Genomic DNA, 13,679 nt, shown 5'->3' with positions numbered 1-13,679 from the left:
GATTAAGATCAAGAAAGTAATCTGTTTAATTAATAATCAGCTTGGTGCGTATCAATGTAATCTGATGGTTAACTAAATACGCTTAGAACTCGGTGAGTATGATGAGGTGTGAGCGTGTCTGAAAAAGCAAGCATGAACGCTAATATTATATTGCTCGATGATGAAGAGTTAACTCAAGAACTTATCAAACATATGCTAACGGATATTGCTAGTGGAGAAGTCGCTCAATTTGGGACCAGCCAACGAGCACTCAAAGCGTTACAACAACGTCCGGGCTTTTTTGATTTGGTTATTAGCGATTGGGAAATGCCTGAAATGAATGGGCTTGATTTTCTACGCGCATTTCGTCAGTTTGATAAGAAGACACCTGTGTTAATGGTGACCGGAAATACCTCCCGAGAGTTAGTGATGGAGGCCATTAAAGCTGGGGTGAGCGATTTTCTTGCGAAGCCTTTCACCACAAAGGATTTACTGGCTAAAGTAGTGAAGTTAGTGGGTCCAAAAGAGTAAATATATTTTATAGCTAACTGTCGCTATGTTTTACTTTGAATTTCATTACAATCGACACTTCATCCTTTGTTAATCATTAACCAGCAGGTGTCGTAACGCATGTCTTTTTCTCACGTAATATCCAGAGACAGTTCCTATTCTTTAAAATGGCAAAAGTATGCAGGCAAAGACATCTTACCGATGTGGATTGCTGATACCGAGTTTCGCTGTGCTCAACCTATCCTCGACGCAATCGCTAAGCGAATCGATCACGGTATATTAGGGTATACCTTACCTGCTAACCATGAAGGCGCTAACCAAGCCGTTCAAGGCTGGTTATCTAAGCGTTATGATTGGAAAATTGAAAAGAATTGGATTGTATGGACTCCCGGTGTTGTGCCTGCATTTAATCTGGCGTGTAAGGCTTTTTGTGAACCGGGTGATAAGGTTTTGGTGCAAGTGCCGAATTATCCTCCAATGTTAGCGGCTCCCGCTATTAACCAATTGGAACGAGTTGATGTGCCAACGATTCGAGAAGGCCATCGCTGGACGATGGACTTTGAGCAGCTAGAGACTTTGGCGAAAGACCCAAAGTGCAAAATGTTCATTCTGTGCAACCCAATGAATCCGGTTGGTTCCGTGCTATCAGAGACAGAATTAAAGGAAGTAAACCGAATTTGTCGAGAAAACGGCGTATTTGTTTGCTCTGATGAAATTCATTGTGATCTCATACTAGATGAAGACGCGATACATTTGCCATTCTCCAAAATGGACAATATGGCTGATCAAAGTGTGACGTTAATGGCTGCAAGCAAAACGTTTAATATTGCCGGACTAGGGGTTTCGTTTGCCATCATTCCTGATGCCAAAGTACGCGCAAAATATCAAAGTGCAGCGATGGGACACATGCCTTGGGCAAACGTACTTGGCTTAACGGCGACCGAAGCCGCATTTACCTTGTGTGATGAATGGCACCAAGGGTTAATTACCTATTTAAGAGATAACCGAGACTATTTGCATCGCGAGATTAATGCGATTGATGGATTAGAGTTTCTGTTACCACAAGCGACTTACTTGGCTTGGGTTGATGCGTCTGGATTAGGGGTTGAGTTGCCACAGGCTTATTTTGAGTCTAAAGGGATTGGTCCTTCACCCGGAGCTGATTTCGGTGAAAAACAATTTGTTCGTTTAAACTATGGATGCCCGCGTAGTCATTTGGAAATGGCGATTGAGCGTTTAAAGGCTTAATAAGTGAATGTTGAGGTTGTCAGTAGCTCCTTGTTTGGAACTACTGATCCTCTGTTTAAGTCTACTCTTAACGTTGAGGAACTTTGTATTCCACCCGTTTTGCCAATGACATTGCTAGATTATTGTCGTAGTAAGCTGCTTCATTAATAAAATGTGGATAGGCGACATAATTGCCTTCCCACTTTAGCTCCTCGCCCGTAAATAGTGTGAAAATAGGGTCGCCCGGATTTAACGCCTTAAAATCTTTATCCTGTACATTTTTATGAACCATTCCGATGCGCTCACCCTTCTCATTCATGGGGAGCTTCAGGGTTTCTGTGTAGTAATACATACTGACGCTCTCTGGCAAGTCAAGGTCCGTACCCGCGTTGTAGGCATCAACAAAGTCCAATACATGCTGTGTTAGTGTTTCCATCCATTCCATAATATCTTGGCGTAAAACGGATTGAGGCTGAGGGCCAACTTCAACGATGATGCCTTGTTTGGCAACCGAACAAAGGTACGCCTGTTCTTCTAACGGAATTTGGTCTTCCATTACTATAATGGCTTCGGGCATGTGCTGTTTTACATAAGCTGCCATTTGCAGATTAAATGTATCTGACTGTAGCAAAATAAGTGAAGGACCCATATTGCTAGTGGTGTTGTGTAGATCAATGATGAAGTCTGTTTTAGCCTCACCTTTGGGGCCAATCTGCGCATTAATCGCTTTGGCCCGACTTTCCTCGTAGTTACTTAATGCTGTGTTGGTTAAATCAGGAACTCGGAATTGACGGTTAAGATCGCAGTCTAAGTAGCGGCGGTTATCTCGAAATGCATTGGTGTTGGCAAATATCGTTTCCGTAGAAAAACTACTTCTTTCAATAAGCTGTGGAGATTGTTGCCATTTTCTTAATAAATAAATGCCGGTGTACTCGTTGCCATGAGTACCGCCTACAATGGTGACTGAGTTGATCTTATTCAATGGTAATCCTTATTATCGCTTTATAGGGTTTATAGATAGCTTCGGTTGAGGGAAGCGTCAGGGTTAACATAGTCGAAAATACACTCACATATTATCTTATTTTGCTATAAACCATGCCAGTTGCATGAGTTATTATTTCAATTGACTATAAATTGAGGGCAGACATTATTTCATTCAAGAAACTTGAACAAATTTGTGCGTCGCCACAATGGCGACATGTACTTCATCCTTGTTTGTATATTGATGGGGTTTTGTTTGCGGTGAGTGCAGCACCTGAAATCCCCATGCCAGAAGTATGGCTTCCTTGGGTGGTTAAGAACCAAGGTGGTATCCAGCAAAAGCATATTGACCAACTTATGGGCGTCTTGTTAGAGCGCTTGAAGTCCCGCTTATCATCCATGCGAGATGAGCGTTTTTATCTGCCCGAGCGTTGTCAATTTGAAGCTCAATCCAGCAACCAAGATTTAACCGATTGGTTGACAGGGTTGCTTGTTGGTCATCAACAATTAGAGTCTGTGTGGCAAGATGCATGGCAGCATATGCTAAAGGGGGCTCCAGAAGAACAGGCCGCCTTGAGGCGAGATTTGAGTCATTGTTTAAGGATGTTCAGTACCTTTGCCGATCCTACATTAGCCATTCAACAGGCAAAAGAGACAGGAAATTTAAGCTTAGAAGGGAAGTTGGCGCAGATCTTTTTATCTTTCCCGAAAGCACTACAGCAATATGTTGATATATCAGGGAAATTGGTCAGCTATTTGCCAAACCAATTTGAATTGTATCAGGAACCCATTGCCCCTGTAGCCACCCCAAAAAAGCCCGGTAAGAAGTAGATGATCAGCGATGTCACCTACTTCCCTACGAAACTATTTTGTATTATTTGCCGATGAGGCGTAAAAACTCTGTACGAGTGGCTTGAGATTCACGAAATGAACCTAACATCACAGATGTCACCATTGACGAATTTTGCTTCTGTACGCCCCGCATCATCATACACATGTGTTTGGCTTCCATTATTACGCCAACACCTTGTGCGCCGGTAACTTCCTGTACGGCTTCTGCGACTTGCTTGGTTAACCCTTCTTGGATTTGTAAACGACGAGAGAACAAATCCACAATACGGGCAAACTTGGATAACCCTAATACTTTCTTATTCGGAATATACGCAATATTACAGGTTCCGATAAAAGGTAATAAATGATGTTCACAAAGCGAGTAAAACTCAATTCCTTGGACAACGACCATTTCATCTGTGTCAGCTTCGAAGATGGCGTTATTAACAACATCTTCAATTGACATGTTGTAGCCATCAGTTAAGAATTGCATCGCCTTCGCGGCTCTTTTTGGGGTGTCTAGTAAGCCATCTCGGGAAACATCCTCTCCCAATATGGTGATAATTTCGCTGTAATGTTCGGCTAGTTTATCCGTCATTGATTGTCTCTAAACTGAAAAAATAGGCTTCAACCCCAAGTTTAAGCGGGGCGATATGGCTTTAAGGTCGCGCATGATAGCATAAAAATTATAGCCCTTTATATATCCCAAACAGCATCTGATAATGGGCTTTATCTGTACTAACTATTAAAGTAAAGAAATTCGAACATGAACAGTCAAAAATGGGCGAAATGGTGGCATACCGATTGTCCTGTATGTCGGCGATGGCGATTTATTGTGTTATGGGCGGTCCTAATGTTTTTTCTTGCGTATTTTTTCTGGATATAGGTGAACGATTGGAAGACGTAATTTTAATTAAGGCGCAATCTAAAACAGGTGGTTTGTTTACCATGCTGGTTGGCGGCTTAATTGTTGTTTTGGGAAGCATTATTTTACTTTGGCTGCCGGATATTCTGCGTTTAGGCGGGATTTTCATTCTGAGTGGTGGGATCGTAGCAATGTTAATAGGGTGGTTTAAGTTACGCGAGCCCGAGCATAGTATGCATCTCAGCAAAACGGCTATTAATTATCACCATCGTCACGGTGGCTGGTTGTTAAACTGGAACAACATTGCGCGTATTGATACCCCAAAAGTGTATCGGAACATGCAGCATGAACCATTGGCCATGGTAGGCATCCGTATAAAAGATTACGATGAGTTTCTGGGCTCTATTTCGCCTCGCTTAATGAATAATATCCTTGTTGAGCAAAGAGCATTATTGGTGCAAACCTTTAAAGAGCAATATAAAGCTGGAGATGCCTCTCTTGATCAATACAGCGACTACTTAATTGAAGATACCGCTTTTACTTCTGAAAAAGGGCGCAAATACACAGGATTGCAAGCGATGTTCGCAAACAGAATGCAGCGCTTGCGTGAAGGGCTAGGTTACGATATTTACATTAGCGTAACTGAATTAGATAGATCCGCGGATGCATTTGTTGGTTTATTAAAGCAATGCCATTCTTCATCCAATAGTTAACTTTGCTCCTTTATTTTTAATAATTCAGAAACCGAGTCTTCCATTGTTGGTAAATACATACAAGCTGACTCGTATTGCCCCAGTTTTAACAAAGTTTCACATTCGGCACATAGGTACTGGAGTCTTGGCACGCCAGTGTAGCAACTGGCACCGTGAAGCCGATGTACTTGATGTTGTAACGCTTTCCAGTCACTTTCTTCTGCCGCTGTGCGAATGGCCGACATTGACGTGGGCAGTTCAGCCAGAAACTCAAAGAATAAATCGTTTGCGATGGTTTCATTGCCGTTGGCTTTTTGTACTGCGAGTGCCCAGTCGAAGTCCATTAAATCCGAGCGAATGGGTGCGGGTTTATCTTCTGAGCCAACACTCCAACGCTTGATGGTGTTAATTAAACTGCCTAAATCTAGTGGTTTTGATAAATAGTCATCCATGCCTGAGTTTAATAAACGCTCTTTTTCTTCCTTAAAAGCATGAGCGGTCACGGCTATGACAGGCGTGCCTTTATTTACCTGAGTCTTTCGTATTCGCTTAGTTGTCTCAACACCGTCCATATCTGGCATTTGCACATCCATCAAAATAAGGTCGAAATCGACATGTTCACATAAGTTTAATGCTTCCATGCCGCTGCTGGCGAAAACTAAATTGATAGGACTATCTGAAAGCCACGTTTTCAGGAGCTTGAGGTTGAGTTCCATGTCATCAACAGCAAGTACATTTAACTCGGGAAGTGAAGCTAAGCGGTGTTGCCAGAGATTCGCATCTTCCTTCTCATCTTCTTCTAACAAGTCTTGCAAACGTGAAAGTGGAATGGGACTTTCAACGAATCGGCTGAAGGTGTCTCTGATGGCTGGCAACTTATCTAATCCTTCGCTGTTCTTGTATATCAAGAGCTTTTCTTGGCTAGGGAAATCTTGGCAAGCTTTGAGCACCAACAAAGGATCACTCCGAGTACAACTAAAACAATTAATGTCTACAACTAAATAATCGAACTCTTGTGTTTGTTGCTGTAAGTATCCAAGAGAATCGATGCTGGTAACTTGGGCGCCAAAGCCTGAGAAAATATTGCTTTTGGCCCGACGCATATAGTGATTGCAATCATAGACGGCAATTTTCTTGTTATTCCAAGTCGCATTTTCTGCTAGATCAAGTTTAGCAACGTCGATGTCGCAAATGATGTGCGCTATAAAGGTGCTGCCAACACCGTGTAGGCTATTAAATGAGATACCGCCTTGCATCAGGTGCACCAATTGTTGACTAATCACTAAACCCAGCCCTGTACCTTGGTAAGAGCGAGTGAGCGCTTCATCTAACTGAGAAAATGCTCTGAATAGTCTTACTTTGTCTTTAGTGGCAATGCCTATTCCACTGTCTTCAACCTCAAAAGTAAGTTGTATCTGGTTTTTGCCAACAGGTTCACTTTTAACATAAAGAGCTATGTGGCCTTTTTCAGTAAATTTGACAGCGTTGCTAATCAAGTTTGTTAATATTTGCTTGATGCGAAGTGGATCGCCGAGCAGCTTTAAAGGCAGGGCATTTCGATGGAAACTAAATGTTAAGCCTTTCTTAGCCGCAGTTTTTGCGTACAAAAACACAATTTCTTCAAATAACTCGGTGGGGCTGAAGCTTTCGCGGTTGATTTCTAACTTACCCGCTTCAATTTTTGAGAAATCTAAAACATCATTCACGATGGCTAGTAGATTTGATGCAGAAGTGTTGATGATTTGAATATGTTCTTGCTTCTCCTTAGGGAGTGCCAAATTAGCAAGCTCTTTACTAAAGCCAAGAATTGCATTTAGCGGGGTACGGATTTCATGACTCATGTTTGCTAAGAACTGTGACTTGATCTGGCTGGCTTTTAGCGCCTCTTTTCGGGCAATGTCTAAGCGAACGTTTTGCTCTTCTATGTACTCCATATTGTTGCGTAGATCGTCAGTTACTGTTTTAACATCGACCTCAAGCTCATATTGTTTTTGTTCCAGCAACGCGACAGCAAACAAAGCCGATTCGAAGAACACAACGACTTGGAAGCAGTAAGTTGTAAACGCATTCGTTGGGATGATCCCCAGTATACTTAAGATGCCAATGGTAGCGGCAGAGAGCAATAACCCCCAAGCAAAAACAAAATAACGCGCGGGCTTAAAGGGCTTTCTGTAGCTTTCTGTTCCCGCTGCGAATAAGAGTATGGTGGCGAGTAGGCTGACAAAATAGACAAAAATGTTAAGTGTTCTAGTATCAAGTAAATCGAAAATTGATATCAAGGATAACCCTGCTACCGAGATGAGTAATATCTTGATAGTTCTAGCGACTTTGGGAGTTTGTTTGGAAGATTCTAGGTATTTCAAAGTGAAATAACCGGCGGCAATAGTCACGAAGTTAAATGCCAAACCCGAGTGATTACCAAACCAGTGTGATAGGTCTGTTTTTAGAAATAGGTTTAAATGTCCGCCCCAAATGAGCTCGAAGAAAATAGCGGATGAAACATAAATAGCGTAGGCGATAATGCTTTGTTCTCGACGCGTTAGATATAGCATGAGCGTATAAAGGAGCAGCATGATCAGGCCACCGTAATAAATTCCCCAAAGAATTTGATCCACGGCCATCGCATGTAGAAAAGTTAGATCTGAGCTTATTTCGATTGGAACGATCTTGTACTGATTTGGCGTGAATACGCGGACCATGAGCTCATACTGTTGCCCTTGCTCAAGAGTGACCGGAAAAGAAGGATAACGATAAAATTGATTGTCGCTGCTTTTTCCCTGTTTATCTGAGAACAATATTTTATTGTTTTGGATTAGGTAGAGTTCGATTTCATCGTTTTGTGCAAAATTGACAGAGATCACCCACTTCTCGTACTCGGTGCGATTTGTGATGGTTTGATATATCCAGACGGCTTTGGCACTTAAGCCATAATTGGGGTTACTCGATGTAGCCGGTTTGAATTCGCTTTTGTGTTGTATAATCTGTTCAATACTGGAGGCAGACAAGGGTTCCGTTAGTAGCAACGGGGATTCATTTAATGAGTACACTTCATTTTTGTGTACAAGTGAAATGCCTGAAAATGATGAATTGGAAAGCGAGCTGACCGATTGAGCGTAAGCTGCGGGCAGAAACATAATTAACCAAACATACAAACAGAAAAAACTGCGAAACAGATTGTTGTTTCCCATTCTACCCTTACCCTTTTGATTTTTGTCCAATCCAATTCGGACTTTTTATTGGCTCAGTTTGTTGTGATTAAATTTAACACTCTCCGCAAGTGGTGTGAAGAACTTATCAGGGGGGATGCAATCTGAAAGGGTTAAAAACCACTTGTTTATTGGTTACGGTCTAAGCAAAAATGACCGCACTTAAAATTGTCTTAGTGCTAACCCTGTTAGCGAAATTACTCAAGGACATACTATGAAAATGTACGCGTTACTCTCGGCATTTATGTTTAGTGGCATTGCTCAATTGGCCCATGCTGATGATGCAGTGCCGTTGCCTTTAAATAAACTGAGTTTGCCTGATGGATTCAAAATCGAAACGTATGCAACTGAGGTTAAAAACGCAAGGCAAATGGCTTTGGGAGATAAAGGTACCGTATTTGTGGGTAGCCGCAGTGCTGGCGTCGTTAACGCGGTAGTGGATACAAACGCGGATGGTAAAGCTGATCAAGTGATTGAAATAGCGTCAGGCTTGAATATGCCCTCGGGTGTGACCTTCAAAAACGGCGCTTTATATGTGGCAGAGGTGCATCAGATATTGAAGTTTCCCAATATCGAGGAGAATTTAAAAAAGCCACCAAAACCAGAAGTAGTCGTCCCAAATTTGCCTAAAGAACGCCATCATGGATGGAAAAACATCGACTTTGGCCCTGATGGTTGGTTATATGTTCCGGTGGGGACGCCATGTAATGTCTGTATGACAGCAGGTTCCGAAAAGTTTGATGATCCGCGCTTTGATTCCATTTTAAAGTTCAACTTGAAAACGGGAGAGCAGAAGTGGGTCGCAAAAGGCGTAAGAAATAGCGTAGGCTTTGACTGGCACCCGAAAACAGGGGATTTTTGGTTTAGCGATAATGGGCGTGATTGGCTAGGTGATGACCTACCTCCGTGCGAAATCAATCATGTTTCCGAACATGGACAACACTTCGGGTATCCTTATTTCTTCGGTAGCGATGTTGCTGACCCTGAGTTTGGCAAGGGCAAAAAAGCCAGTGATTTTCGCGCACCCGCACTCGACCTACAAGCTCACGTTGCGCCATTAGGAATTCATTTCTATGAAGGCAACATGTATCCCAAGTCTTATAAAAACAGGCTTTTTGTTGCAGAACATGGATCGTGGAATAGAAGTTCAAAGGTAGGCTACAGAGTAATGATGGCAACATTGGACGGTAACAAGATCACCAAGTACGAGCCATTTATTCAAGGTTGGCTACAAGACGGGGATGAAGTCTGGGGGCGTCCTGTTGCGTTGCTTCCTTTGCCTGACGGGAGTTTGCTAGTTTCCGATGACTTTGCGAATGCCATTTACAGGATCACTTACCACCAGTAACATGAGCGATTAGTCAGGTAATAGCGCGACATCCAGACGTTGTGTTCACTGAAGTTAATGCCTTAATGGGCTAGAAGTTACTAATACACAGGGCTTACTGCTAGAGTCACTATGAGTCAAGATATCACCATTAGCGCCGATGGCGTAGAGCAACTCCCAATTCGGAAATTCACCGAAGATGCTTATTTGAACTATTCCATGTACGTCATTATGGATAGGGCTTTGCCAAACATTGGCGATGGGTTAAAGCCAGTTCAGCGTCGTATTATTTATGCGATGTCAGACTTAGGTTTAAGTGCGACTGCAAAATATAAAAAGTCGGCGCGTACCGTTGGTGATGTGCTCGGTAAATTTCACCCTCATGGCGACTCTGCCTGCTACGAAGCCATGGTTCTCATGGCGCAACCGTTTTCTTATCGTTACCCGCTGGTGGATGGGCAAGGTAACTGGGGAGCACCGGACGATCCTAAATCATTCGCAGCAATGCGTTACACTGAAGCGCGACTTTCCAAATTCAGCGAAATATTGCTGCAAGAGTTGGGTCAAGGCACGGTGGATTGGGTGCCTAATTTCGATGGCACATTGCAAGAGCCGAAGGTGTTGCCTTCTCGCTTGCCTCACATCTTATTAAATGGCGTTACCGGTATTGCTGTTGGGATGGCAACGGATATTCCTCCGCATAATGTTAGAGAGCTAGCGAATGCATGTGCTCACTTGCTTGATAATAGTAAGGCCGAACTGAGCGATATTCTTGAATATGTTCAAGGGCCAGATTTCCCCACCGAAGCGGAAATTATCACGCCGAAAAAAGACATCCAAAAGATGTATGAAACTGGTAAAGGTAGCATCAAAATGCGCGCTGTTTACCACACCGACGCTGGAGATGTTGTTATTACAGCGTTGCCTCACCAAGCTTCGGGCGGCAAAATTCTAGAGCAAATTGCCGCACAAATGCAGGCCAAGAAATTGCCAATGGTGAGTGATTTACGAGATGAGTCAGACCATGAAAATCCGACTCGTCTAGTTATTACACCACGCTCTAATCGAATTGATGTAGAGCAGTTAATGCAGCATCTATTTGCCACAACCGATCTAGAAAAGAACTACCGCGTTAACCTAAATATGATCGGTTTGGATGGCCGTCCTCAAGTCAAAGATTTGAAAACGATTTTAAAAGAGTGGTTGGTGTTTAGAACAGGCACCGTCACTAGGCGTTTGCAATACCGACTCGACAAAGTTTTAGCTCGCTTGCATATCTTGGAAGGTTTACTGATTGCCTTCCTTAATATTGATGAAGTGATTGCCATTATCCGCAGCGAAGATAAGCCAAAGCCGGTGCTAATGGAGCGTTTTGGTTTAAGTGATAAGCAAGCGGAAGCCATTTTAGAATTGAAATTGCGCCATTTAGCGAAACTCGAAGAAATGAAAATTCGCGGCGAGCAAGAGGAATTAGAAGAAGAACGCAAAAAGTTAGAACAACTACTTGGTTCTGAGCGTCGTTTGAAGACCTTAATTAAGAAAGAAATTCTGGAAGATGCCAAAATCTATGGCGATGACAGACGGTCGCCGCTGGTGAAACGTGGCGAAGCCAAAGCGTTATCTGAAAAGCAACTGGTTCCATCAGAAGCGGTAACAGTGGTTCTTTCAGAAAAAGGTTGGGCGCGTTGTGCAAAAGGCCACGATGTGGATGTTGAAGGGTTAAGTTACAAAGCCGGAGACAAATACCAAAGCGCCGCTAAAGGTCGCAGCAACCAACAAGTTGTATTCCTCGACTCATCAGGGCGCACATTTGCGTGTGATGCGCACAGTTTACCTTCTGCCAGAAGCCAAGGAGAACCGTTAACGGGGCGCTTTAATATCGTTGCAGGTGAACAGTTCGATCACGCGATTATGGCAGAAGATGAGCAGAGTTATTTAATCGCTTCCGATGCGGGTTACGGTTTCATTGGGCGCTTTAATGACATGGTGAGTAAGAATAAGGCTGGTAAAGCCTACCTATCGTTGCCTCGCGGTGCGAAAGTCATTAAGCCTGAACCCGTTAAGCGTTTGGATACAGACCTTTGCCTTGCCATTTCTAACGAGGGGCGAATGCTTATGTTCCCGTTACGAGACTTGCCTGTTTTGGGTAAAGGAAAAGGAAATAAAATTATTAATGTGCCAAGTGGACGAGTGCAAACGCGCGAAGAATACGTGAAAATTTTGGCTGTCGTCCCTGAAGGAGCATCGGTGAAGCTCACCGCGGGCAAACGTTCAATGACTCTCGCGCCAAAAGATCTTGAGTACTACCGTGGAGAGCGTGGGCGTCGAGGCAGTAAACTTCCGAGAGGTTTACAGCGTATCGACGTTATCGAAATTGATGCAAGCTCCGCGTACTCCGAAGAAATTGAGGCGTCAGATCCAGCTCATGATCAGTCGCAACAGTCCCAAGGGCAGCAAGTTAATATGCTCGATCTTGATAATCCCAGTGAATAAACACAAGGGGGATGTTGGAAGTTAGTGTTTACCAGCATCCTTTTCCAAATCTATTTATGCCAGAAGCAACTTACATAGCCAGCCCTTTCAATTCTTAAAAACTCCCTGTTAATAATTGCAACCTTATGAATAATAAGGTAAAACCCTACATGACACAGAGTCAAGCTGCGTAAAATGTTTGGCTATTGAGGGATAACATAAGGTTATCTTTTGAGGTAACATTGTGTCTTAAGGTAAAAAATATACAAATTTTTCCTTGGGAAAAGCAGCTTCCTTTATATAGAATGCATGGGTCAAAAGTTTGCCAGGAATAAGACATTGAACGAAAAAGAATTTGGACAGTGGATAAAATCGTTAAGAGCTCCCCACATTACGCGGGTGGCAATGGCAAAGAAGTATGAATGCCACCCTAATACGCTTAAATCCTACGAAAACTCTGGTCGTTTACCAGACGTTGATTACTTGCTCGCATTATCTAATGAGACCGGATACGATTTCAAAGAGTTAACTAAACAGCGGGTGATTGCCCGATTTAGTTCTAACAACATCCTTGACTTAAAAACCGTATTGCAAGTTTGTGAAGGTTCAACAGATTATAGTGCGCCACATTTGCCACCTCTACATCATGATTGGCTGGCAGAAGGGGATGCGATGGAACCTACGGTTAAAGAAGGCGCGAGAGTCGTTTACGATAGCAGTGACAAAGACTTAGCTGACGGACAAATGTACTTGCTTCGCATTAATGAAACTCAGTGTATACGTCGTATTCAAATTACCATTGAAGGTGGTATAAACCTGATCTGTGACAATACGAATTACCCTGTGCAATCGCTGCCTAAAGATAAGGCTAGCATGCTCGATGTTATTGGCAGAGTGACTTCCGTCACAAATAATTTTTAAGCTTTGTCGTAAATATCTTTCCAGCAGCACTTCAATGCAATAATGTGTGTTCAGGCTTGGCAATGTTGCCCAAACCTGAACCACGTGTTCTTTTTAGAGTTCGAGTTCTTGACCCGTTGCGTTACGCTGCATTACAGCGTTCATAAGCTTGTGACAGTCTAGTCCATAGCCTCGGCATAGTTGAAGAAACTGATTAATGTTGGGGGCGCCAACGTTCTTTTCCCAATTCATAATGGTTTTACGGGTTTTTACCCCGGCAAGCTTCGCTGCTTCTGTAATAGTTAAACCTGCTCGCTTACGAATGGTTTTTAAATCTTCGCCTTTGATATACATTTCACACCTCACCAAACTAATTCTTCAATTCCACGAGGCACGTAGCTGGTTATTGCTCCGTTAATTGTGCCTGCGCGGTTAATTAATGCTTTTAAATAAAGACAACTAATTGTCACTACTTTTAAATTTGAGTTCGAAGTTCTCAATCCTGTCGTCGCTCTCTTTCTTCTTTCTCCAAGTGAATTTCTAAAGGCTAAAGCTTTTTCAAAAAAGCGTTTGATAAAGCCTTTCGGAGAAGAATCTTGCTTAATATTAAGCAATTCATTTGTGCGCTTACCCGGATTGAAGAGGCAATAGAATGTCCTCTCCGGTGATTGGATATGCATGTTTTTCCT

Annotated in this window: 12 protein-coding genes; 7 read left to right on the top strand and 5 right to left on the bottom strand. The window is 42.8% G+C overall.

Going from position 1 to position 13,679, the window contains the following annotated elements; all coding sequences use genetic code 11:
• Positions 1–114: 114 nt before the first annotated feature.
• A complete protein-coding gene (locus HJG39_RS07885; protein ID WP_268408354.1) occupies positions 115–510 on the top strand; it encodes a response regulator in 396 nt (131 codons plus the stop codon).
• Positions 511–609: 99 nt separating this feature from the next.
• Positions 610–1,737, top strand: coding sequence for a MalY/PatB family protein (locus HJG39_RS07880; RefSeq protein ID WP_268408353.1), 1,128 nt, complete (start codon positions 610–612; stop codon positions 1,735–1,737).
• A 67-nt stretch (positions 1,738–1,804) separates the two neighbouring features.
• Here the strand turns inward: HJG39_RS07880 and HJG39_RS07875 are convergent, their stop codons facing one another.
• On the bottom strand, positions 1,805–2,698 hold the full coding sequence (locus HJG39_RS07875) for an aspartoacylase (protein WP_268408352.1): 894 nt from the start codon (positions 2,696–2,698) through the stop codon (positions 1,805–1,807).
• Positions 2,699–2,850: 152 nt separating this feature from the next.
• Between HJG39_RS07875 and HJG39_RS07870 the strand changes: the two genes are divergently transcribed.
• Positions 2,851–3,528, top strand: a complete 678-nt coding sequence (locus tag HJG39_RS07870) for a UPF0149 family protein (RefSeq protein ID WP_326849249.1) — start codon at positions 2,851–2,853, stop codon at positions 3,526–3,528.
• Between the two features lie 43 nt (positions 3,529–3,571).
• Here HJG39_RS07870 and folE read toward each other — a convergent pair whose 3' ends face one another.
• Entirely contained in the window at positions 3,572–4,126 is a 555-nt protein-coding gene (gene folE, locus HJG39_RS07865; RefSeq protein ID WP_268408351.1) for a GTP cyclohydrolase I FolE, read from the bottom strand.
• A gap of 296 nt (positions 4,127–4,422) precedes the next feature.
• Between folE and HJG39_RS07860 the strand changes: the two genes are divergently transcribed.
• Positions 4,423–5,106 (top strand): DUF2982 domain-containing protein, encoded by a 684-nt coding sequence (locus HJG39_RS07860; protein WP_268408350.1) that lies wholly within the window; start codon positions 4,423–4,425, stop codon positions 5,104–5,106.
• Here HJG39_RS07860 and HJG39_RS07855 read toward each other — a convergent pair.
• On the bottom strand, positions 5,103–8,273 hold the full coding sequence (locus HJG39_RS07855; RefSeq protein WP_268408349.1) for a hybrid sensor histidine kinase/response regulator: 3,171 nt from the start codon (positions 8,271–8,273) through the stop codon (positions 5,103–5,105). The genes HJG39_RS07860 and HJG39_RS07855 overlap by 4 nt on opposite strands.
• 232 nt (positions 8,274–8,505) lie before the next feature.
• Here HJG39_RS07855 and HJG39_RS07850 point away from each other — a divergent pair, with 232 nt between their 5' ends.
• The 3 genes from HJG39_RS07850 to HJG39_RS07840 all read left to right on the top strand — a co-directional run bounded on the left by HJG39_RS07850 (position 8,506) and on the right by HJG39_RS07840 (position 13,011).
• On the top strand, positions 8,506–9,639 hold the full coding sequence (locus HJG39_RS07850; RefSeq protein WP_442781012.1) for a PQQ-dependent sugar dehydrogenase: 1,134 nt from the start codon (positions 8,506–8,508) through the stop codon (positions 9,637–9,639).
• Between the two features lie 111 nt (positions 9,640–9,750).
• A complete protein-coding gene (gene parC / locus HJG39_RS07845) occupies positions 9,751–12,111 on the top strand; it encodes a DNA topoisomerase IV subunit A (RefSeq protein WP_268408348.1) in 2,361 nt (786 codons plus the stop codon).
• Between the two features lie 318 nt (positions 12,112–12,429).
• Positions 12,430–13,011 (top strand): LexA family transcriptional regulator, encoded by a 582-nt coding sequence (locus HJG39_RS07840; RefSeq protein WP_268408347.1) that lies wholly within the window; start codon positions 12,430–12,432, stop codon positions 13,009–13,011.
• Positions 13,012–13,104: 93 nt separating this feature from the next.
• Here HJG39_RS07840 and HJG39_RS07835 read toward each other — a convergent pair whose 3' ends face one another.
• Positions 13,105–13,344, bottom strand: a complete 240-nt coding sequence (locus tag HJG39_RS07835; protein ID WP_268408346.1) for a helix-turn-helix transcriptional regulator — start codon at positions 13,342–13,344, stop codon at positions 13,105–13,107.
• A gap of 8 nt (positions 13,345–13,352) precedes the next feature.
• Complete coding sequence (locus tag HJG39_RS07830; protein ID WP_268408345.1) at positions 13,353–13,670, bottom strand: hypothetical protein; 318 nt, start codon at positions 13,668–13,670, stop codon at positions 13,353–13,355.
• Between the last annotated feature and the right edge of the window lie 9 nt (positions 13,671–13,679).

This window comes from Alteromonas sp. a30 (assembly GCF_026788005.1).
In the GTDB taxonomy this organism is placed as follows: Bacteria; Pseudomonadota; Gammaproteobacteria; order Enterobacterales; family Alteromonadaceae; genus Paraneptunicella.
The sequence above is the reverse complement of the archived record's forward strand: the minus strand, read 5'-3'. Positions and strand labels throughout refer to the sequence as shown.

Coding starts and splice junctions, on each gene's coding strand:
- HJG39_RS07880 (WP_268408353.1), top strand. CDS start 610: ATGTCTTTTTCTCACGTAATATCCAGAGACAGTTCCTATTCTTTAAAA.
- folE (WP_268408351.1), bottom strand. CDS start 4,126: ATGACGGATAAACTAGCCGAACATTACAGCGAAATTATCACCATATTG.
- HJG39_RS07855 (WP_268408349.1), bottom strand. CDS start 8,273: ATGGGAAACAACAATCTGTTTCGCAGTTTTTTCTGTTTGTATGTTTGG.
- HJG39_RS07850 (WP_442781012.1), top strand. CDS start 8,506: ATGAAAATGTACGCGTTACTCTCGGCATTTATGTTTAGTGGCATTGCT.
- parC (WP_268408348.1), top strand. CDS start 9,751: ATGAGTCAAGATATCACCATTAGCGCCGATGGCGTAGAGCAACTCCCA.
- HJG39_RS07835 (WP_268408346.1), bottom strand. CDS start 13,344: ATGTATATCAAAGGCGAAGATTTAAAAACCATTCGTAAGCGAGCAGGT.
- HJG39_RS07830 (WP_268408345.1), bottom strand. CDS start 13,670: ATGCATATCCAATCACCGGAGAGGACATTCTATTGCCTCTTCAATCCG.